Origin of the sequence: Rubeoparvulum massiliense (genome assembly GCF_001049895.1) — a bacterium.
GTDB lineage: Bacteria > Bacillota > Bacilli > Rubeoparvulales > Rubeoparvulaceae > Rubeoparvulum > Rubeoparvulum massiliense.
The window spans coordinates 81,959-103,289 of record NZ_CVPE01000003.1; the positions used below are offsets into that span (position 1 = coordinate 81,959).

General features: G+C 44.8%; 19 protein-coding genes. 2 read left to right on the top strand and 17 right to left on the bottom strand.

Annotated elements, in window-relative coordinates:
- Nucleotides 1-60: 60 nt before the first annotated feature.
- The 13 genes from recO to BN1691_RS00605 form a co-directional block, all read right to left on the bottom strand.
- A complete protein-coding gene (gene recO / locus BN1691_RS00550; RefSeq protein WP_048600313.1) occupies nt 61-804 on the bottom strand; it encodes a DNA repair protein RecO in 744 nt (247 codons plus the stop codon).
- Nucleotides 805-830: 26 nt separating this feature from the next.
- Nucleotides 831-992, bottom strand: coding sequence for a YqzL family protein (locus tag BN1691_RS14810; RefSeq protein WP_082146912.1), 162 nt, complete (start codon nt 990-992; stop codon nt 831-833).
- A 106-nt stretch (nt 993-1,098) separates the two neighbouring features.
- Nucleotides 1,099-2,007 carry a GTPase Era gene (gene era, locus BN1691_RS00555; protein ID WP_048600314.1) on the bottom strand — a complete coding sequence of 303 codons (909 nt, stop codon included), beginning with the start codon at nt 2,005-2,007 and terminating at the stop codon, nt 1,099-1,101.
- The gene (locus tag BN1691_RS00560; protein ID WP_048600315.1) at nt 1,991-2,410 is read right to left on the bottom strand and encodes a cytidine deaminase; all 420 of its coding nucleotides are present in this window, start codon (nt 2,408-2,410) and stop codon (nt 1,991-1,993) included. Before BN1691_RS00560 ends, era begins: the two co-directional genes overlap by 17 nt.
- A gap of 11 nt (nt 2,411-2,421) precedes the next feature.
- Nucleotides 2,422-3,189: a DUF502 domain-containing protein gene (locus BN1691_RS00565; RefSeq protein WP_231638321.1), complete on the bottom strand. Its 768-nt coding sequence runs from the start codon at nt 3,187-3,189 to the stop codon at nt 2,422-2,424.
- An 81-nt stretch (nt 3,190-3,270) separates the two neighbouring features.
- Nucleotides 3,271-3,774, bottom strand: a complete 504-nt coding sequence (gene ybeY, locus BN1691_RS00570; protein WP_048600316.1) for an rRNA maturation RNase YbeY — start codon at nt 3,772-3,774, stop codon at nt 3,271-3,273.
- Nucleotides 3,775-3,779: 5 nt separating this feature from the next.
- Nucleotides 3,780-5,966: an HD family phosphohydrolase gene (locus BN1691_RS00575; RefSeq protein WP_048600317.1), complete on the bottom strand. Its 2,187-nt coding sequence runs from the start codon at nt 5,964-5,966 to the stop codon at nt 3,780-3,782.
- Nucleotides 5,967-5,993: 27 nt separating this feature from the next.
- Nucleotides 5,994-6,956, bottom strand: coding sequence for a PhoH family protein (locus tag BN1691_RS00580; RefSeq protein WP_048600318.1), 963 nt, complete (start codon nt 6,954-6,956; stop codon nt 5,994-5,996).
- Nucleotides 6,957-7,001: 45 nt separating this feature from the next.
- A complete protein-coding gene (gene yqfD / locus BN1691_RS00585) occupies nt 7,002-8,204 on the bottom strand; it encodes a sporulation protein YqfD (protein WP_048600319.1) in 1,203 nt (400 codons plus the stop codon).
- A 12-nt stretch (nt 8,205-8,216) separates the two neighbouring features.
- Nucleotides 8,217-8,498, bottom strand: a complete 282-nt coding sequence (gene yqfC, locus BN1691_RS00590) for a sporulation protein YqfC (RefSeq protein ID WP_048600320.1) — start codon at nt 8,496-8,498, stop codon at nt 8,217-8,219.
- Nucleotides 8,499-8,568: 70 nt separating this feature from the next.
- Entirely contained in the window at nt 8,569-9,000 is a 432-nt protein-coding gene (locus tag BN1691_RS14315) for a hypothetical protein (RefSeq protein ID WP_147545533.1), read from the bottom strand.
- Between the two features lie 35 nt (nt 9,001-9,035).
- Complete coding sequence (gene floA / locus BN1691_RS00600; RefSeq protein WP_048600322.1) at nt 9,036-10,031, bottom strand: flotillin-like protein FloA; 996 nt, start codon at nt 10,029-10,031, stop codon at nt 9,036-9,038.
- 15 nt (nt 10,032-10,046) lie between these two features.
- A complete protein-coding gene (locus tag BN1691_RS00605; protein ID WP_053083668.1) occupies nt 10,047-11,399 on the bottom strand; it encodes an NfeD family protein in 1,353 nt (450 codons plus the stop codon).
- A 493-nt stretch (nt 11,400-11,892) separates the two neighbouring features.
- Here BN1691_RS00605 and BN1691_RS00610 point away from each other — a divergent pair, with 493 nt between their 5' ends.
- On the top strand, nt 11,893-17,256 hold the full coding sequence (locus BN1691_RS00610; protein ID WP_048600647.1) for a S8 family serine peptidase: 5,364 nt from the start codon (nt 11,893-11,895) through the stop codon (nt 17,254-17,256).
- 48 nt (nt 17,257-17,304) lie between these two features.
- Here the strand turns inward: BN1691_RS00610 and BN1691_RS00615 are convergent, their stop codons facing one another.
- From BN1691_RS00615 to BN1691_RS00625, 3 genes are all read right to left on the bottom strand, one after another.
- Nucleotides 17,305-17,748, bottom strand: a complete 444-nt coding sequence (locus tag BN1691_RS00615; protein ID WP_048600323.1) for a GatB/YqeY domain-containing protein — start codon at nt 17,746-17,748, stop codon at nt 17,305-17,307.
- Between the two features lie 11 nt (nt 17,749-17,759).
- Nucleotides 17,760-17,933 (bottom strand): 30S ribosomal protein S21, encoded by a 174-nt coding sequence (gene rpsU / locus BN1691_RS00620; RefSeq protein ID WP_048600324.1) that lies wholly within the window; start codon nt 17,931-17,933, stop codon nt 17,760-17,762.
- 138 nt (nt 17,934-18,071) lie between these two features.
- Nucleotides 18,072-18,416 carry a histidine triad nucleotide-binding protein gene (locus tag BN1691_RS00625; protein WP_048600325.1) on the bottom strand — a complete coding sequence of 115 codons (345 nt, stop codon included), beginning with the start codon at nt 18,414-18,416 and terminating at the stop codon, nt 18,072-18,074.
- A 119-nt stretch (nt 18,417-18,535) separates the two neighbouring features.
- Here BN1691_RS00625 and BN1691_RS00630 point away from each other — a divergent pair, with 119 nt between their 5' ends.
- A complete protein-coding gene (locus tag BN1691_RS00630; protein ID WP_048600326.1) occupies nt 18,536-19,927 on the top strand; it encodes a UDP-N-acetylmuramoyl-tripeptide--D-alanyl-D-alanine ligase in 1,392 nt (463 codons plus the stop codon).
- A gap of 140 nt (nt 19,928-20,067) precedes the next feature.
- Here the strand turns inward: BN1691_RS00630 and BN1691_RS00635 are convergent, their stop codons facing one another.
- Nucleotides 20,068-21,135, bottom strand: coding sequence for a D-alanine--D-alanine ligase (locus tag BN1691_RS00635; RefSeq protein ID WP_048600327.1), 1,068 nt, complete (start codon nt 21,133-21,135; stop codon nt 20,068-20,070).
- Between the last annotated feature and the right edge of the window lie 196 nt (nt 21,136-21,331).

The window sequence follows — 21,331 nt, forward strand, 5'->3', positions numbered from 1 at the left end:
TGAATTCAGCTAACTGTGCTGAATCAGAAAGGTCACTCGTATCCCTACGAGTGACCCCCATTACAGACCATTGCGGTCTAGCTGTTCAATAAAAGCACGAGATTTACATTGTACAGCGGTATGTTCTTCGATAAATCGTGACATGAGCTGCGCCATTTGCTTCTGTGTTTCCTGTTTCACTGCGATGGCGCCAACACGATGGGAATCCATCACTTGAAATAAGCGTAAAAGCTTCTGTGTCGCTTCAGAGATGCCAATGGCATAGGGATCGTGAGCAATGCATTGCTGACAGAGTAAGCCACCCTCTTTAATACTAAACAGAAAGGGTGGCGCTGTGCTCCTACAGTGAATACAGCTGGTCAATTCAGGCTGCAAGCCGATGGAGTTTAGCACTTTCATTTCAAAGATTCGGCCGATGATATCCGGGTCCTTACCTTCTTCAAGATATTGCAGCATGGTAAGTAAAAGATCATAGAGCGCTGGATTGGGTTCATGATCCGGGATAAGTCGCGTAACCAATTCACATAGATAGGAAGCATAGGCGGTTTGCCTTATATTTTCCTGAAGATGAAAGAAATGAAGCACTTCTGCTTGATTCAGCGAGGGCATCCCTTTGCCAGCAAAGAGCAAAAAGATCCCCTGCGAAAATAGCTGGGAGGCCGCTCGTAGCTTACTCTTCCCCCGCTTCGCTCCATTGGCCATTACTGCAAGCTTCCCTCGATCTTGCGTTAACAGAGTGAGTACCACATTGGCTTCCCCATAAGGAACTGTACGTATCACAATTCCCTCTACTTTAATTAACAAGATCTATCCTCTCCACTATGTATGATCTAAAATACTTCCTGTTGCATGGACAGGCTCAGCACAGTCTGTTTTTCCTCTGCGTTCGATTGATGACAGGATATACGTTCAAGCTCTTTATATAACAAATAACTCTGGATATCTCCAGTGGATGTAAAGAGTCTCCACAATAGTTCATTCATGCTGATCATCCTTTCGCAGGGAATGAATTCGTGAAGAGTCGATTACCTCTTCTATCCTATAGAGTTTGAGCCAACCCGTCACTCTATGCCTTGGAAAATTTGCTAAAGTATTTTACTACTCCTCTTCAAAATAGCCAAAGTCCCGCAAGATATCTTCACGATTTTTCCAATCCTTCTTTACGCGTACCCAAAGATGAAGAAACAGCTTACTTCCAAGTAAGCGTTCAATATCTTGGCGAGCACGTGTGCCGATCTCCTGTAGCATCTTGCCTTGCTTACCGATAACAATCGCCTTTTGGGAAGGGCGTTCTACATAGATGGTAGCATGCACCACCACCACATCCTCCCGCTCTCCTGGTTCAATTTGGTCCACTACCACTGCGATAGAATGAGGAACCTCATCACTGGTTAATTGTAATGTTTTTTCACGAATCAATTCACCGATGATGAATCGTTCTGGATGATCGGTAACCTGGTCAGTTGGGTAGAATTGGGGTCCCTCTGGGAGATACTGCATGATCACCTGAAGGAGAGTCTCTACATTATTCCCATTCAAGGCTGAAACAGGAACAATCTCTGCGAATGAGTAGAGCGTACGATACTGATCAATCACCGGTAATAATTGAGTAGGGTGTACTTGATCAATCTTATTCAAGATGAGAAAGACCGGTGTATCTACATTCCGTAGTTGTTCAAGAATGAACTGATCGCCACCGCCTAACTCTTGTGTAACATCGATGACAAAGAGGATTAAATCTACCTCAGACAGGGTATCTAAGGCAACTCGAACCATGTTATGTCCAAGGGCTGAGCGAGGCTTATGGATCCCTGGCGTATCAATAAAGATGGCCTGTCCTGCATCATCGGTATAAATGGCCCGGATCCGATTGCGCGTTGTTTGTGGCTTGTCTGACATGATAGCCACTTTACTCCCTACCATTTGATTCATCAAGGTGGACTTTCCGACATTGGGACGACCAATTAGTGCAATAAATCCTGAACGGTAATTATTTCCTGCTTCCATGAAGATCCTCCTGAATAAAGGCACCCGGTAAAAGCTGGGCTACCGTAGTTTCCAGCGTATCCCCTTTTAAATTCGCCAAAATAACGGGCATCTCAGGGGCACAAAGCTCTGCCATCACCTGGCGACATGCACCACATGGAGAGACAGGGCGTTCTGTAGCAGCCACCACTGCTAAGCGTTTAAATTTCCGGCTGCCTGCTGCATAAGCTGCAAACATTGCTGTACGTTCTGCACAATTACACAAGCTGTATGCAGCGTTTTCGATGTTACAGCCATGAAAAATCTCACCATCCTCCGTCTCAATGGCTGCGCCAACTTGAAAATGGGAGTAGGGTGTATAGGCCTTCTCTCTCGCATTTTTCGCTTCTTCAATCAATGCTTCAGTTGTATATTGATGCTTCATCGAAATGCCTCCTACCTTTTCGCGTTTGCGGATACAGGAATCTTCTCTGCTTCAGCATTTTTATTCCATTCCATCATCTGCGCTTCAATCTGTGCTTCAACTGCCTGCTCCTTCTCTTCCTTACTCATCTCCTCATCATTGGGTGGCGCTACAACACCACCTGAGATGATAAATTTCAGTCCATCCTCTACAGACATCTTTAAGAAGATCACATCATCCTCTGGTACAATCACGAGCCAACCAGAGGTTGGATTAGGAGTCGTGGGCAGAAAGACGCTAATCGCGTTAGAAAAGGTACGTCGTCTGATTTCCCCGTCATGATTGCCGGTTAAAAATCCAACGGTATAAACACCCTTCCGTGGATATTCTACCAATACCACACTTTGAAAGCTCGTCCTTTCTTGGCTAAAGGCCGAGACGATCTGTTGGACCGTCGAGTAAATGCTCCGAGCGATAGGGATTCTGGTAAAAATCACTTCTGTTAAACGGAGGATTTGGCGTCCCAAAAAGCTTCGTGTTGCCATCCCAACACCAATGAGCAGAAGGATGGCTGCGATAAAGCCTAAACCAGGAATGCGCTCGCTATATTCCAAGCCGAACAATTCAAAATGAAGGTCGCTTGCAGAAACCCCTGGTATCAAGAAAAAAAGTAGCTCCGTCATAAAAGAGCCCAAAACACGATCGACAAAAACAAAGATAAACTGAATCACGTAGATGGTTGCAATCATGGGCAACAAAACCAGAAAGCCCATCACGAGATAGGTGCGCAGCTGTTTCACGCTTACATTAAATCCCCTTTCACAACAGAATGGTTGCCTAATCTAGCTTCGACGAACAATAATCATCAAGCCTTGACGATTTTATCTTGTAATATTGCAGGATTGTAAGATCTCCTCCTGACGAGCAAACATGGCTTGCGCTGCTGCTTCCACCTCATGATCATAGCCGATTAAGTGCAGGAAGCCATGAACAGCAAGAAAGGCCAACTCTCTATGAAATGAGTGTCCATACTCCTCAGCTTGTTCCTTTGCCTTGGGGATGGAGATAATAATATCCCCAAGTAATCGCGGAATCTCTCCATTCTCCTCTAATTCATCCTCTTCGTAGATAATATCTAGTTCTCCCTCCCCTTCTTCATCAAGGGCAAAGGAAAGAACATCCGTAGGACGATCCACTTGACGATATTGTAGATTTAATTGGTGAATCATCTCATTATCCACAAGGGTAACAGAAACCTCTCCCGCCTCATCCTCCAACTCAGAGGCTCGTTGCAATACAGTTTCGATCAGTTGTTCAATCTCTGCATTTTCTTCTTCGCTTACAAGATCGGGTACTTCATTCTCTAGATAGATGGTTAAGCTCATGCTCGTCATACTCCTTTTTCTTTACCCTGTTTTGGGAGATTCAATTGTGGTGTTACATCCTTCTCATCGGGATACTCGATCCGTGAATGAAAGGTGCCATGTAAAGTCTGCAGAATGGTCTTTGTGATGATATCTAACTCCTTCAAGGTAAGATGGCACTCATCAAACTGACCATCCTCTAAACGATCCTTCACGATTTTATGCACAATCAATTCGATCTTTTCAGGTGTAGGCTTGGATAAAGAGCGCACTGCTGCTTCTACAGAGTCAGCGATCCCAACGATGGCCGCCTCTTTAAATTGCGCCTTGGGTCCAGGATAGCGAAAATCGCTCTCCTGAATAGGCTGTTCCGATTGCTCCTTCGCCTTATGGTAAAAGTATCGTAGCAATGTCGTACCATGATGCTGTTCAGCAATATCTTGTATCGCCTTAGGAATTCGATACTCCTTTAACATTTCCACACCATCATAAGGATGAGCGATGATAATGGTTTTACTTAAGGAGGGAGAGATTTTATCATGAGGATTCTCTCCACCCATCTGATTTTCAATGAAGAAGCGTGGCCGCTTCATTTTTCCCACATCATGATAGTACGAGCCCACTCGGGCAAGTAGACCATTAGCCTGGATTGCCTCAGCGGCAGCCTCCGCCAGATTGCCCACCATTACACTATGGTGATAGGTTCCTGGTGTCTCTAAAAGCAGTTTCCGTAGTAATGGATGATTGGGATTGGATAGTTCAATTAATTTTACATCAGAGAGAATGCCAAAGATCGTTTCAAAGAATGGCATAATTCCCATTGCAAGAACGGAAGAGATAAAACCGCTGGCTAATCCCAAAACTAATTGATCCCATAGCTCTGACCAACCAGAAGGTCCCCCCTCCAGCATGGAGATGGTTACAATACTGATCATATTGGCTAAAGCAATCATTAAACCAACGATTAGAATTTTACTTTTCTTCTGCCGTAACCATTGGAGAAAGACGATGGCTGTAATTGAGCTTACCATCATCGAAAAGCCATAACGAAAATCTAGAATCTGACCAAGTTGCTCATTAAACATCACGCTGGTGAAAAGCGATAAAATCACCGCTGTAAAGAGCGCAAGTTGGCTATCAAAATAGAGCATCGTTAAGATGATGGCAAAAATCCCAGGAACAATAAAACCGATATGGCTCCAGTTCAACTTCAAGCCCAGTTGGAATATCGCCATTACAAGCAAGGCTAAAATAACAATGGCCACATACATGGTGAGTCCCTTATTATCTAATTGGAGCCGGGGATGGATTAAATAAAGATAGCTATAGATCGTCGCTAGTACCAGGAGGGCAGTAAGAAATGTCCCGATATAGAGAAATGGATTGGTTTCTGTCTCTAGAAGTCCTACAAGCTTTAGATTGCGATAAATCTCATTGGTAATAATCTGACCACTTTTAAGCAGAAGTTCACCTTCAGAGACCGTAATCTCTTCAACATTGTCCATGGCCTGCTGCCGTAGCTCTTCTGTTTTTTGTTGATCATAGAGCTCATTGGGTACAACACTTGCTTTGGCAAGCTCTTGTACCACCTTACGGTAATTACTCCGCAATTCATTAACAGCTAATTTTTCGTTAATATACTGCAGCGCTTGTTGCATATCTTCATCTGAGGATTGACGAATACCTGGCAACATCACTTCCATAACTAGATCTGTAGTTGGTACCTTGATTGAAGGTAAGATCTCTGGGGGAATGGTAGCTAATGTTTGATAGGATTCCTCAGATAGCTGAAAAGGAATGGCATTCTGAATCTGTGTGACACGTTCATCCCGACTTAACTCATCATTGGAGTTAATCTCCTTCACTGCAGCAAAAATATTCTCCAATTGCTGAAGCTGTTCCCTTAATTTACTATCCTCTAAGGTATAAACAGGCTGAACACGCTTGGCTGCTTGTTCTCTGGCATCTGCTGTCTTTTCTTCGTCAACCACTGTTCTAGGAGCACGGATCTCCGTATCTCCCATGTAAGTATCATTGACGTTAAAGTGATAGACAACAGGTTTTACTGCATCGAAAAACAAGAGATACATCACCAGTCCAAGGGCGACAAATAGGAGTAAGCGAATAGCAGGATGCTGTTTCCAGACAGCCAAAATCGAGATCTTTTCGCTTTTTTTCTTCCTCTCTTTATTCGTTTTTTCTACTTTCTTCATGTTTTTCATCTCCAAACATGGGCGGATTTACTCCGGTTTGGCTTCATAAGCATCGATAATCTGTTGTACTAATTGATGTCGAACTACATCCATTGCACTGAATTGAATAATTCCAATTTCATCAATTGCTTGAAGTAGATGGATCGCTTCAACTAAACCTGAGGCTTTACCTCTTGGCAAATCGATTTGTGTAATGTCGCCAGTTATTACCATTTTGGAGCCGAAACCCAAACGTGTCAAGAACATCTTCATTTGTTCTCGCGTTGTATTTTGTGCTTCGTCTAGAATCGCAAAACAATCCTCCAGTGTGCGTCCACGCATATAGGCAAGTGGAGCAACCTCGATGACACCACGTTCCATTAAGCGTGCAACATGATCAGCACCGAGTGCATCAAATAGTGCATCATATAGTGGACGGAGATAGGGATCAACCTTCTCTTGCATATCACCTGGTAAGAAGCCTAGGCTTTCACCTGCTTCCACTGCAGGCCTCGTTAAGACAATGCGCTTTACTTGATTCTCCTTCAGCGCACGTACAGCCATCATGACCGCCAAATAGGTTTTTCCAGTACCTGCTGGGCCGATCCCAAATACAATATCCTTCTTTTTGATGATGGAGATATAGTGACGTTGGCCTAATGACTTGGGATGAATGGCCTTCCCCTTCTGCGTAACAAGGATCACATCCTGAAATAACTCCAGTAACTGATCCGCTTCAAAGTGTTGCGCAAGCCGAATGGCATATTGAATATCACGGGGATGTAATGGCGAGCCCTGACGAACAAGTTGAATCAGTACGCGGAAGAGATGATCAAGCACCGCACATTGTTTCTCTTCCCCTTCAATCATGACCTCTGTACCTTTTGAAACAATCTTTGCATTTGTAGATGCTTCAATCAATTTTAAATACTGATCTTGCGGGCCCGTAACCAGCTGTCCTTCTTCAACACTATCAAAACTAATTTTGATTTGGTTCTTTTGCTCTTGCAAACAGTTTCATTCCCCTTACATATATTTTTATTACAGCTACCTCTATTATGGAATAATCGGCTTTGGTTTTGCAATGTTCTCCATTACAACATAGAGAAACCTTAACGTTACTTTACCACCTTCTACCCGTTGTTGTAAAATTTTCTCCTCGAGAATCTCTCCTTTACCGCTTATTGCCCGATTCAATTGTTCCTTTGCCTGTCGCTTGCCGAGATCAATCGCTTCATCAACACTGCGTTCCTGTTGTAATTCCTGCGTTTCCCAATAGACTTCCTTCTTCATTCCTAAGGGAATACGCCAGCCAAAGATGTTAAGAAACTGTGATTCTTCTCTTTTTTCAAAGCGATCATATGGCACATCCTCTTGACCATGAAAGCCGATCTGATAATCTCCCAATAGTAAAGAAGTCACCTTCTGTTTCTCTCCTGTGAAGGTTTGAATCTGCTGAGTAAGTGGTACTTCAACCTCAGCTTCATACCATACCTCTCCCATCACATTCCCTTCAGCCATGACTAACTGCTCTGTCCCAGTACCCTCCCCCTCTATGCCACCCTGGGGCAAATAACCGGAGATTAAGATATCACCTGGCTCTACCCAGGTGTTCTCATTGATTACAGCACGTCCCTTCGTCACGATGATCCGATGGACGCGAGCCTTCTTCGTTGCAACAAGATGCTGCGGTTGGTTGGGTAATGCTTCTGGACGCACCTTTTCCACAATGGTAATACGCACTGTGGTTCCCTCAATGGTATATCCAACCCATGATACATCGGGTAAGGCCTCCCGTAAGGCGAGCTCCATTCGTTTTACATCATTGACTCGCCTGATCCATTCCCACTGTTTAATACCCAGTTCCTCGGCAACTTGCCGTACCTGCGGGGTGGAAATACGTTCATTTCCTTCCACCTCGATCTTCCATACCAACTGAGAGAGCATGTACATGGAGATGAGAAAAAAAAGAGCACCTATGACGATGCCATTGCGCCGTTTTAATGCACGCAAGCGAAACGGCACGCCTTGCTTCTTTATAATATGTATCTTCACTTCTCTACGTCTCCGCAAACGACGGAGCTTTGAAAAATCCTGACGGCTCATCCAGAACTGGAGCCGACGCTGTGAAAGACGTTTCACCTGCCATAAAGGAATTCCTTCCATCACCAAACGGTTTAGCTCACGCTCAGGATAGAGCCCATCTACCACAACACAGATACTCCCTTTAAACCAATGAATGATTCTTTCACTCCACACTGGTTTCCCCTCCTAAATTGACAAAAACTCCATAGCTGTAATCTCACCTTCAAGAAATAGTTCCTCTTTATAAATGGTGCGAATGGATAGATTCTTTCCAGCAATTCGGAGTTGTCCATTCTTTAGTAATAAACGGAGTTCATCATCGTTAAAGATAAGCACTCCGTGATGATTCTCAATATAAGCCTGGTATGTACCAATTACCGTGATTCGTGGCAGATTCAGAATGGCATCTTCCGGTATGTTTAGAATATCTGTTGTGAACCGTTGTAGACGGCGGCTCCACTTTCCCATCAAAAAGCCCCCTTTTCCCCACATAGATATGCAGGAAAAAAGGGGGTTATGCTTGATCTCAAGGAAGGGATTATGGATGAAGTCGTTCCGAAGAAAGGGAGCGGTGGGCACGGGGAGGCCCATAAATAATCGACCAGATCATACCCTGACGTGCCTGATCAAAAGTTATTCCCTCGTGTTCCTTCCCATGATCATCTTCTAGATCTGCAATGAATCCGTGCTGCTCTTGACTTTCATTACGTCCTTGGAAAGATCCCTTCATCTCACGCTGGTCACTTTCGTCCATTTCCTCTGTCACAACAGTAGTTACTCGACGGCTTGAAGTATAGGGCTCCCGTGTTTGAGTAGGGCGACTGAGCGATGTCTGCGTTTGAACTGACCTTTGAACCGGTCTTGGTGTACTTGTTTGAACCCTTTGACGTGATTCCATTCCAGATATTATGGCACCTCTTACATTACGAATCAAATAGTAAAGCGCTATGATGATCAAAATCGTACTCACTGCGTACACCCCCCAAGGCTGTTCCGTTCATTCTTCTATTTCTTCCGATCACCATGGGATGAATCTGGCGTTTGACCGAATGACTGGCGCATATTAGTATCAGCTAAAATATTCTGGTAGTTCACATAATCCATGACACCCATCTTTCCATTCCGTAAGGCATCAGCTAAGGCAAGAGGTACCTCTGCTTCCGCTTCTACCACCTTGGCCTTCATTTCTTGAACCTTGGCCTTCATCTCCTGTTCATGGGCAACCGCCATGGCACGTCGTTCCTCTGCTTTAGCTTGAGCAATTTGCTTGTCTGCCTCTGCTTGATCAGTCTGGAGCTTCGCACCAATATTTTTACCTACATCCACATCTGCAATATCGATGGAGAGGATCTCGAAGGCAGTGCCTGCATCCAATCCTTTATTCAACACCGTTTGCGAAATTTTATCAGGATTCTCCAATACATCTTTATGATGGACGGACGAGCCTACTGTAGTGACAATCCCTTCACCTACACGAGCAAGAATTGTCTCTTCACCTGCTCCACCCACAAGACGATCAATATTAGCACGAACAGTAACACGAGCACGTGCCTTCACTTCAATTCCATCCATGGCCATAGCAGAAACAACGGGAGTTTCAATCACCTTCGGATTGACACTCATCTGCACAGCCTGCAACACATCACGACCAGCAAGATCAATAGCTGCCGCCCGCTCAAATCCAAGAGGAATATCGGCACGTTGCGCAGCGATCAAGGCATCTACAACTCGATCCACATTACCACCTGCAAGATGATGACTCTCTAGTTGATTGGTGGTTAAGTCAATCCCTGCTTTGCGTGCCTTAATCAAAGGATTCACAATTCTTGAAGGAACGACCCGACGCAGGCGCATCCCAACAAGTGTCAATATGCCAACACGTACCCCAGATGCGAGGGCGGAAATCCAGAGCATCACAGGAACAAAGGTAAAAAATATGGCAAGTACAATGATAATAACAGCCACCATCAATATGGTCGTTAACTCAATAACTCCAGGCATCAATAATACCCCTTTCTAATCCTCGTTCTTTTTTCGAGTAGGTCGAACGATAATACGACCTCCATCCACATGAATCACTTCTACCTGTTGATTAGCTGCAATAAACTCGCCTTCAGATACCACATCCACCCGTTCACCCTGAATTAGAATCACGCCAGCAGGTCGAAGTGGTGTGATGGTCACCCCCTCTTGATGGAGGAGATCATCTCTTCGCTTTGCAGAAACATAGCCTTCATCATTTTTCTGCTCATCTTGGAGAATAAAGCGATTCCACAGCTTACGCACCCCATAGATTCGAATAAGGACCAAACTAGCAAAAATCGTGACAGCCATGGCAATTCCTAAATAGAGTAAGCCCTGTGCAGAACTTGCTGCAGCCAACACAATACTGATTAACAATGAAATGATTCCGAGTCCTCCAAAAATCCCGAAACCAGGAACAAAAATTTCAATGAGAAGAAGAATTACACCGATGATAAAGAGGATGATGGTTTCCATCCCTGCAAAGCCAGCTAGATAATGGCCAAAGAAGTAAAGTAACATGGAGACAGCACCGATTCCACCGGCAATGCCAAAGCCAGGAACCAATAGCTCTACAACAATCCCTAAGATCCCTAATACTAATAAAATGGATGCAACAATTGGATTGGTAATCCAGTTAGCTAGTTGATCCGCAAAGGATGGGCGAATCTCTTCAATGCTAGCAACAGTGAAGTCTAGCCATGCTAAAACCTCATCAATACTCTGGGCTACCCCATCAGCATACCCTACCTCCTGGGCCATTCCTGGATTTAGTGTTAAGACCTCCCCTTGCTTACTAATCCCTGGAATCTCAACCTCTGGGTCTACCATGGCAGCTGCATAAATCGGATCACGATCATTCATTTCTGCTGCTGATGTCATCTTGGCCTTCCATGCAGCCATGACTTTTGCATCTGCCATATTCCCTGTTAGATAAATTGGTGTAGCTGCTCCCATGGTACTTCCAGGAGCCATTAACAAATGTGTAGCATTAAGAGCTAGATAAGTCCCTGCAGAGAATGCCTCCCCCTTGATATATGCTGTAACGGGTACCTGAGAGGAACGGATCAATTCCCCAATTTGTCCTGCTACATCTACACGACCTCCAGGTGTTGTAATCTCCATAATGATAGCATCTGCATTTGCTTCCTTCGCATCGGCAAAAGCGCGCTGTAAGTAGATGAGAAGCGCCCGTTCAATGGGCTGATTAAGCTCTACCACATAGACAAGCTGCTCTCCTCCCCTTTCCGCTTGAACCTCTGATGTTGGATACCCTAGGAGTAAAAAGCTTAATGCTAGGAGCAGGAAAATGGTCGTAAGACGGGTCATTCTTCTTTCCCCAATCATATGATACCTCCTTCCTTCCCATGATCGATGAAGAATAATTTCCCCATGTACTATTCTACGTATTAATAACCCAGCAGTTTCTTCGTTATTATACCAGATATTTACACATTGGATAAGGTAGATTCCAATTTCATAGCTGGTAACAGGTAGGACTCCTTATGTCCCAATCCTCATCCACCAGGAACATCCGCCTTCTTTCTTACATCACCTCGCCTGATAGTTAAATTTTACTAATTTTCTTACTTGTCTGAATTTATGGAGGGTTCTTCCAAAATATGTTGAAGTAATATACTGGAAATTCGGTGCTCTTTTTTATTACTGGATGAACGCAAAAAAGAGGCCAATTAAAACCAAGAAGGAGGGATGTAACAAAAGCAGCAACTAGATAAGTCTGTTCCGATTTTTACCGTAGGCGTCTCACCAACTCTTGTCAAATTAAAATGGGAGGGGAAGAAGCGGATTGAGAAAATCAAAATGGCAACGCTTGGTTTCAATGATGATGGCAATTCTCATGGTGATTTCGTTAGCACCCACTGTATATGCTACCTCATCCACATCTGCCAAAGCAGATGCTGTTTCATCATTACAATTGGCCACAGAAAAAATCGATGCAAAATTAGCCTCACAGTTTGATGATGAAAAGTATGTCACGTATCTCATTAAAATGGAAGAACAGACCGATACAACACGAGTGGCTCAACTGGCTAAGGAACGTGCACTCTCTAATAATGAGAGCGTTGCACAGCAAAAGCTAACGGTTCGTTCAGCAGTAGTCAGCGCTTTACGCGAAACCTCTGAGCGTACACAGATCCAGTTGACTCACTATCTTGATAAAAAGCAAAAGGAAGGTGAAGTCAAGGAATACCGCAGCTTTTTTATTGTGAATGCCATGGCCATCACCAGTACAAAAGAAGTGATGGAGGAGATTGCAAATTTCGCTGAAGTTGCGAAGGTTCTTCCTAATGAAGAACGCTTCCTTGACCGATCTGAACCTGCAGCAGAGCTTGAAATTGCAGCCCAACCTGAAAACGACCCCATCGGCTGGAATCTCTATTCTGTTAATGCACCATCAGCATGGGCAATGGGAATCGATGGAACAGGTACTGTGGTTGCCAACTTGGACACTGGCGTGGATATCAATCACCCCGCTGTTCAACGGATGTGGCGAGGCTACGATGCGAATGGGAATGTAGTGAACCCAGAGCTCAGCTGGTATGACGCCCACAGCCGTCGCGGTGGGTTACCAACAGATACCGATGGCCACGGAACCCATACCATGGGAACCATGGTAGGAGCAGAGCCCGATGGCAGTAACCAAATCGGAGTTGCTCCTGGTGCAAAGTGGATCGCTGTACGTGTTTTTAATCCATCTACCACCGATGCCATCCTCCTCGATGGTGGCCAATGGATCATTGCGCCCCGAGATGCCCAAGGCAATCTCCATCCAGAATTGGCTCCTGATGTGGTGAATAACTCTTGGGGTGGCGGTCCCGGTATGGATGAATGGTACCGTCCTATGGTACAAGCCTGGCGTGATGCTCAGATCTTCCCAGAATTCTCCGCTGGAAACACCCGTGCTGGAAATCCTGGTGGTCCAGGGTCTGTCGCCAATCCTGCTAACTATCCTGAATCCTTCGCCACCGGAGCTACAGATATCAATAATAAATTGGCGAGCTTCTCCTTGCAAGGCCCTTCACCTTATGGTGAGTTAAAGCCAGAGGTAGTAGCTCCTGGGGTGGCTGTTCGATCCTCGATTCCAGGTGGAGGTTACGCGAACTATAATGGTACCTCCATGGCAGGACCTCATACAACAGCTCTAGCAGCTTTACTTCTTCAGGCCAATCCTTCCTTAACGGTAGATGATCTTGAAGAGATTATTGTGAATACTGCCACACCACTGACCGATGCAAACTTCCCTGAAGCTCCCAACAATGGATATGGTCATGGAATTATCAATGCAGAGGCAGCCGTTGGCTCTGTGGTTAGTGGATTAGGAGCTTTGAATGGTCGCGTACTTGTTGAAGGTGATGACTTAGAAGAACCTGTGTTAAACCATACTCCAGTCACCTTTGCTTTTGCAGGCATGGATATTCCGTTGATTGCTGAAGTATCAGATAATGTAGGCGTTGTAGATGTAGAAGCTTTTGCTCGCAACAAGAAAGATCGTCACTGGACCTATCTTCCCATGAATCGGACCAGTGGCGACTACCGCAATGGCACCTATGAAGGAAGCATTCCTGCGAGCCTTCTTTCTTCAGAGGGTGTGGAATATTATCTGCGTGTCAACGATTACGGAAATAATGGGTTCAAAACTGCCACCTACCAAATTGAGATCTCCAATGGTGTCACCCCAGGATATTTCCAAGACTTCGAGAATGATTTCTATGGCTTCTCTACAGGTGGTACCAATAGTACATGGGAATGGGGAGAACCCACTTCTGGACCAGGTAGTGCATATTCTGGTGCCAAGGTAGTGGCAACCAACCTATCAGGTCCCTATAGTAGTGGTGCGAATGCTTACCTGCTCATGCCACCATTAGATTTAACAGGTGAATCACGAGCAGCCTTCTTAACCTTCCATCACTGGTATAATCTTGAGACCAACTACGATAAAGGCGCAGTCTATATTGCCAGTGCTAACAGTAATTACGAATTTGTAAAAATCAAAGAGTATACCGGACTAAGCGATGGATGGAAGAAGGAGTTTATCGACTTAACTCCCTATGTAGGACAACAAATCTTCATTCTCTTTAATCAAACCTCTGATAATTCTGTAACCCGTGATGGCTGGTATATTGATGACATCGCCCTGATCGGTGCAGATGAAGAAGCACCAGCAGCACCTACCAATTTACAAGCTACTGGAAATGAGTTAGGTAATGTACGACTCACCTGGAATGCATCCAATGACCAAGATGTGAAAGAGTATAAAGTATATCGTGGTGATCAATCTGGTGGCCCGTATACTGCCTTAGGAACAACTTCTAACACAAGCTATGAAGATACGACAATCACAGAAGATCAAACCTACTACTATGTAGTAACAGCCATCGATTTCAGTCAGAATGAAAGTGCATACTCTGAGGAAGCCTCTGTAACCATCATCGCACCTACCGTCATCTTCTATGATAACTTCGAAGGTGAAGATGATAATGGTTGGGCCCATAGCGGAACTAAAGATAAGTGGGAGCGCGGTGTGCCAACATCTGGCCCGAACTCTGCCATCTCTGGTGCCAATGTATGGGCAACCAATTTAGCTGGTACCTATGATAGCAGTAGTGATTTCTCACTCTTTTCCCCTGTCATTGACTTAACCAACTATAACAACGCTGCGCTAACCTTCTTCCACTGGTATGAAATCGAAGGCACTCCCTCTAGCCAATGGGATAAGGGAATCCTCGAAGTAAAACGAGTCAATAGCGATGAATGGCAACGCCTTGCTATCTATTCACATAGTACCGATGGAAGGGATTGGCGATTGGTTGGGCATGATCTTAATGCCTATGCTGGTGATTCCATCCAACTTCGCTTCCGCCTAACATCCGATGGTAGTGTGAATAAATTAGGCTGGTATATCGACGATGTAAAGATTACAAGCTATGCTGATGGGAATCCGCTGACAAAAGTAAAACGATTTGAGCCAGTAGAGCTCCCAGGTACACCTGACCTTAATAAGGGCAAAGAAGCTGAGCATTCTTTAGAATTTCAGCTCAATCGAACAATCGTAGCTCCTCAAGCTGAGCTCAACGCACTTCCCATCACAGATCCTGGGCTAGAAAGCTTACCTTCCCATGCAACAGTCACCGTCTTAGAATCAGGTCGTAGTGTGAAAACTGATCCTAGTAATGGTCGGTTCTCCATGGTTCATTCGGCTGGTGATTTTACCGTTCAAGCAGAAGCTTATGGGTACTACCCACAGACGAAGCCAATTACCATCCAAGATAATAGTACAAGTACGGTAAACTTCTTCCTACAACCCATTCCAAAGGGATTAGTGGAAGGAACTGTCGTTGATGAACGCTCTGGTCAACCCATTGCAAATGCTCGTTTAACCTTGCTGGAAGATGCAAGAATCGCACCTGTAACTACAGATGATGAGGGCCGCTTCCAATTAGAAGCACTAGAAGGAGCATATACCTTATCCATCTATGCCTCTGAATATAGTGCGAAACAAGTAACCGTTGAGATTATTGGTAATGAGACGATTCAATTACAGGTCGCCTTGAAGCCCTTTATCGGATACCCTGGTGAAATCAAATATGATGATGGCACTGCAGAAAATGCTCGCGCCTTCTACGAAGCAGGCAATGGATGGGCTGTTCGCATGAGTCCAGAAGAAGGCAAGCAAGTCCAAGTGGCTGGTGCACTCATCCGCTTCTGGGATACAACCTGGCCAACGCCTGGTGGTACTGCCTTCCAAGTAGCCATTTTTGATAGCACGGGTGCAGGTGGTGCTCCTGGAAAGATGCTTGCCGGACCATTTGCTGCCACAGCAAAACGTGATGGCACCTGGACCCATGTTGATCTAGGTGAGCATACCATCATGACCTCTGGTGATTTCTATATCGCCTATATCCAGACACAGCCTCATCCCAATGCACCTGGATTAGGCACCGATGAAAATGGTCCGAATGCAGGTCGTTCTTACCAATTGGTTGATGGAGCATGGAGTCCTTCACCAGCAGATGAAGGAAACTACATGATCCGTGCCATCGTTAATTATGAAGTGGGTGCTCCCATCATTACCTCACCAGTAAATGATGCACACACCAATCAACAGCTAATTACCGTTGAAGGTACTTCGCCTGCTGATGGTGCCACCATTCAACTCTATAATGGAGAAGAGATAGTAGGAACAGGATTGATTGAGAACGGTCAATTCGCTGTTGAGACGACACTCCATGATGGCGAGAACATCCTCACTGCAGAGGTGATGGTGAATGGTAAGGTCACAGACCGCTCACAACCCATTACAGTTACCTTGGATCAAGCTGCACCAGAGCTAACTGTGAGCTCACCTGCTGACCAACAGAAGGTCAATAGTGAAGTGATAAGGGTAGAAGGTCAAGTGATTGATCCGCATTTTACTGCGCTCCTTGTCAATGAAGAGGCAGCAGAAGTGAATGAGGATGGCACCTTCTCTCATCGTCTCATGGTGAATGAAGGAGAATTTACAATCACAGTGAAAGCACTGGACCGTGCAGGTAATGAAACCGTAATGACACGAACCATTTTCGTTGATTTAGTTGGTCCAGCCATCAATAACCTTCAGCCTGCCACCGATCAGCACTTAATGGATGGGGATCTCCTCACCGTCTCCTTCGATGGTGAAGAAGGCTTAGATGCATCCTTCACCATTGAGTTGGATATGAATCTAAATATAGATCTAGCTAACAATGGTTCTACTATGACAGAGGTTGAAGCTGGACATTATGAAGGAACCTGGGTCGTTCCTGCAGGTCTTCAATTAAATGGCGCTCTCATCGTTGTCCGCGTTCGAGATCAAGCAGGCAATAAAGCAGAAGCTACCGCTGAAGGACGCCTCTTCGTTGAAGAAGGGAATGAGCCTGGAGAGCCTGGCGATCAAGTAGGTGAGCCACCTATCGCCATGATTAAAGCTCCACCTACAGCAAGAGTAAATAAGACTGTTGTGTTGGATGCTTCAGATTCCAAAGCAATTGGTGATGACCCAGTAATCACTGAGTATACATGGAATTTGGGTGATGGAAGTAATACTGTTACAGGCAAACTCATCCGTCATCGGTATACCAAGGCTGGTACCTACACCGTGACCTTGACTGTGACCGATAGCAATGGACTCACGTCTACGACAACCCATACCATTACAATTCAATAGTCTTAAGAAAGGCAAAGAGACGACCCAGTGGGTCGTCTCTTTTACGTTTTATTGTAAGTATTCCTGAACTAGGCGATTAATAAGTGTACCATCTGCACGTCCTTTTACCTTTGGCATAATGGCACCCATTACCTTACCCATCTCTTTTTTGGAGGTGGCACCAACTGAAGCGATGGTAGCTTGTATCAGTTGGCGTAATTCTTCCTCATCCATTTGTTTGGGAAGATACTTCTCAATAATCCGCATCTCTTCGTTAATTTGTTCAACCAGGTCATCTCGACCTGCTTTTTCATACTCTTGGAGGGAGTCACGCCGTAATTTCATTTCATGAACCACGATAGCTAGTGCTTCATCGTCTGTTAATGGACGTTTCCGCTGAATCTCATCATACTTCAGCGCGGAACGAATCATACGAATCACAGATAGGCTAGTTTTATCCTTCGCCTTCATTGCTTCCTTCATATCTGTTGATAATTGTTCCTGTAAATCCATGAAATGCCCTCCTAATACTTGCGTTTCCGTGCTGCTTCAGATTTTTTCTTGCGTTTTACACTAGGCTTTTCATAGTGACTACGCTTTCTTACTTCTTGAATAATTCCATCTTTGGAAGTGGAACGTTTAAAACGACGAAGAGCACTCTCTAAGGATTCATTTTTCCGCACTTTTACTTCAGCCACTTGATTTCCCTCCCTCCGAACAAACCAGTACGTCCCTTTTGCTCAACAATACGCAAAAAGGTTCATCATTCATTTTATCCAATGTAGTTTTTGAGGTCAACAACAATAATACAATTGTATGAAATTGTTGCCCCTTTTTTACTCAGGGAAGGCTTCAATCTTGCCTCCGCCAAGCATATGATAGTGAAGATGAAATACTTCTTGGCCACCACCCTTATCACAATTAGCAATGAGACGGAAGCCATTCTGTAAGCCTAGCTCTTGCTGAAGCTGAAGAACTACCTTGTGAATGTGAGCAATTAATGGCAAATCCTCTTCTTGTACATGAGCCAGCGTAGGAATATGCTTCTTTGGAATAATAAGGACATGGACGGGAGCCTTGGGAGATATATCATGAAAAGCTACGACCTGGTCATCCTCATAGATAATCTTAGCTGGAATCTCATGATTCACGATGCGGCAAAAAATACAGTTCTCTACCATGGTATCTTTGCCTCCCTTCTACCTGTTCTGCTTATTCATTATAGCATGCAAAGTAGAGATGAAAAAGTGCCACAGCTGTTGTACAATAAGGGTTACATATTAGCAAAGGGGTTAAGACCATGTTACAACTTGAATGGCTTCAACAAGCCTTAGCAGCAACCATGAATCTCCATGTGCTTCAAGCAGGAACGAATAAAGAATGGAATGGTGTTCAATTTGACTCCCGCCTTGTGGAACCAGGTAATCTGTTTATTCCCTTGACGAGCGGTACCCGTGATGGTCATGTATTTATTCCTAATGCCCTCCAAAATGGTGCTCATGCCATCATTCTCTCCGATTCCACCTATCTTCAAACCATCCCACCCTCTTGCACTGTCTTTCTCATTGACGATACAGAGAAGGCACTGCAAGCCTTAGCAGCTGCTTATCGCCAGCTCCTATCTACTCGTATCATCGCCGTTACAGGTAGCAATGGTAAAACAACTACGAAGGATATGACTGCCCACCTTCTCCGCTCCTGCTTTAAAACCTACTCTACATATAAAAATCTTAATAATCATCTCGGCGTTCCCTTAAGCTTACTCCAAATTGCTGAGGATGATGAGATGGCTGTGATCGAGATGGGGATGAATCATGCAGGAGAGCTTGATTTTCTCGGCCAACTTGTTCAACCCAACTACAGCATCATCACCAATGTCAATGATGCCCATATTGAATTTTTTGGAACACGGGAGAAAATCGCCGAAGCAAAAGCTGAACTGATTACCCATACTGATCCAAAGGGCTGCTTACTGTTGAATGGTGATGATCCTTTGGTTCGCGCCATGAGCTCCCGCTATGCAGGTCAAGTATATCTCTACGGTATTTCCTCCGATGATACGGATATTCAGGCAACAGCTATTCATGCTGATGCAGATGGGACCCACTTTCAGGTTCGAATTGGCGAACAGATCTCATTCCCCTGCCAGATCCCGCTCTATGGGAAGCATAATGTATCCAATCTCTTGCCAGGGCTCTTACTCGCTCATCTTCTCGGCGCCTCCATCGAGGCACTACAAGAGCAAGCACGAACACTACAGATCTCTGGCATGCGCTTCGAGCGAATCATCGGGAAAAATGAAGCATTACTGATCAATGATGCTTATAATGCGAGCCCTACATCGATGCGTGCGGCCATCGACACCTTTGCCTCCATTCTTCCTGAGAAGAAAAAGGTGCTGGTGATTGGCGATATGTTCGAGCTTGGAGAAGACAGCGCCCAACTCCATGCTGGGCTGGGTGATTATGTAAACAGCTATGCTTCCCAATTATCCTGCGTCTTTACCCTGGGAGAATCGATGGAGCATTTTCATCACCATTATGAAGGAAGGAAGCAACACTGCACCACACACCAGGAGCTTGCAGAAGCCCTCCAGCCCTATCTCCTACCGAACTATGCCCTGCTCTTTAAGGCATCGCGGGGGATGACGCTAGAAAAGGTAATTGAAGCCTTGCTCCCTGTCAAAGCTTGATGCAATGATCAAGCTTGATGCTAAATGCTAAAATGTCGCTGCGTATCGTATCATGAAAGAAGGGGTTGTTCCATCAGTCGGTTCTCCTGACTTTTGGAACAGCCCCTTCTTGATCATCGCTCTGAGATCAACGATGGCAATTAATTATCCAGTTCAATGATCATCACTTGGTTCTGTCTGCGCTCTTCGGCTTTTTCTAATGCGAGCTGTAGCAGACGTTCAATCAATTCGGAATAAGAGAGACCGGCTTTTTGGAAAAGCATGGGATACATACTCACTGGTGTAAAGCCAGGTAAAGTGTTCACTTCGTTAATATAGAGTTGATCCTGCTCTTCATCCCAGAAGAAGTCAACGCGTGTTAATCCACTTAAATCAAGTGCTTTAAAGGCACGTTTGGCTAAGACTGCCATCTCATCAGCCACGTGCTGAGGTATGGAGGCTGGAATATGAAGCTTCGTCGAGTTATCCTTATACTTCGCATCATAGTCATAAAAATCATTCGCTGAGACGATCTCTCCTACCACAGAGGTGATTAATTCATCATTTCCAAGAACACCAATCTCTACTTCCCGCCCACGAATAAATTCTTCCACAATAATTTTGAAATCAAAGCGAGCCGCAAAGTGAATGGCTTCGATTAACTCCTCTTGAGATTTTGCCTTGGAAATCCCTACACTGGAGCCGAGATTAGCTGGTTTCACAAACATGGGATAGGGGAACATTTGTTCAAGCTGTTGAACGATACTCGCTTGATCTTGCTTCCATTGTTTCCGTGTAAAGGAGAGAAATTTACCTTGGGGTAGACCATAGTAATCAAAAACCACTTTGGCCTGTACCTTATCCATCCCTACTGCAGACCCCATTACACCAGAACCGACATAGGGAATATCAGCTAGTTGTAGTAAGCCTTGCAATGTTCCATCTTCACCATTGGGACCATGGATAACGGGAAAGACTACATCCAGTTGGTCATGGAGTAGGAAGGGTGAAGTAAGTTCAGCAGCCTGATTCAAACGGAGCTGATTCACAGCTTCAATCTTACCGACTGGTTCACCCATGAACCATTGTCCTTGTAAATCCACATAGATGGGGTGAACTTCGTATTTGCTCCCATCAATAGCATTGATAATGGCCGTTGCCGTCCTTAATGACACCTCGTGCTCTGATGATTTGCCTCCATAGATGATACCTACATGCTGTTTTGTCATGTTTCTCCCTGCCTTTTTATTTAAAAAATCTGCCTAGTCTATCTCTATGCTGCATTATCAATCGGGGATACGTAAGTACTATCATAGCATATCAAGAACATTTACCTAGAAACCACTTTTTACTTTCATTGAAGGATGGTCTGTTCCAACGAGAAGTAGCATAGGATGCTCCTAAGGACAACCTATGTAGTCCTTA

Excerpts from the sequence above, each read along its gene's own strand:
- BN1691_RS14810 (WP_082146912.1), bottom strand. The coding sequence starts at position 992 with ATGATCAGCATGAATGAACTATTGTGGAGACTCTTTACATCCACTGGA.
- era (WP_048600314.1), bottom strand. The coding sequence starts at position 2,007 with ATGGAAGCAGGAAATAATTACCGTTCAGGATTTATTGCACTAATTGGT.
- BN1691_RS00560 (WP_048600315.1), bottom strand. The coding sequence starts at position 2,410 with ATGAAGCATCAATATACAACTGAAGCATTGATTGAAGAAGCGAAAAAT.
- ybeY (WP_048600316.1), bottom strand. The coding sequence starts at position 3,774 with ATGAGCTTAACCATCTATCTAGAGAATGAAGTACCCGATCTTGTAAGC.
- BN1691_RS00575 (WP_048600317.1), bottom strand. The coding sequence starts at position 5,966 with ATGAAGAAAGTAGAAAAAACGAATAAAGAGAGGAAGAAAAAAAGCGAA.
- yqfC (WP_048600320.1), bottom strand. The coding sequence starts at position 8,498 with ATGGGAAAGTGGAGCCGCCGTCTACAACGGTTCACAACAGATATTCTA.
- floA (WP_048600322.1), bottom strand. The coding sequence starts at position 10,031 with ATGCCTGGAGTTATTGAGTTAACGACCATATTGATGGTGGCTGTTATT.
- BN1691_RS00605 (WP_053083668.1), bottom strand. The coding sequence starts at position 11,399 with ATGATTGGGGAAAGAAGAATGACCCGTCTTACGACCATTTTCCTGCTC.
- BN1691_RS00610 (WP_048600647.1), top strand. The coding sequence starts at position 11,893 with ATGATGATGGCAATTCTCATGGTGATTTCGTTAGCACCCACTGTATAT.
- BN1691_RS00615 (WP_048600323.1), bottom strand. The coding sequence starts at position 17,748 with ATGGATTTACAGGAACAATTATCAACAGATATGAAGGAAGCAATGAAG.
- BN1691_RS00625 (WP_048600325.1), bottom strand. The coding sequence starts at position 18,416 with ATGGTAGAGAACTGTATTTTTTGCCGCATCGTGAATCATGAGATTCCA.
- BN1691_RS00630 (WP_048600326.1), top strand. The coding sequence starts at position 18,536 with ATGTTACAACTTGAATGGCTTCAACAAGCCTTAGCAGCAACCATGAAT.
- BN1691_RS00635 (WP_048600327.1), bottom strand. The coding sequence starts at position 21,135 with ATGACAAAACAGCATGTAGGTATCATCTATGGAGGCAAATCATCAGAG.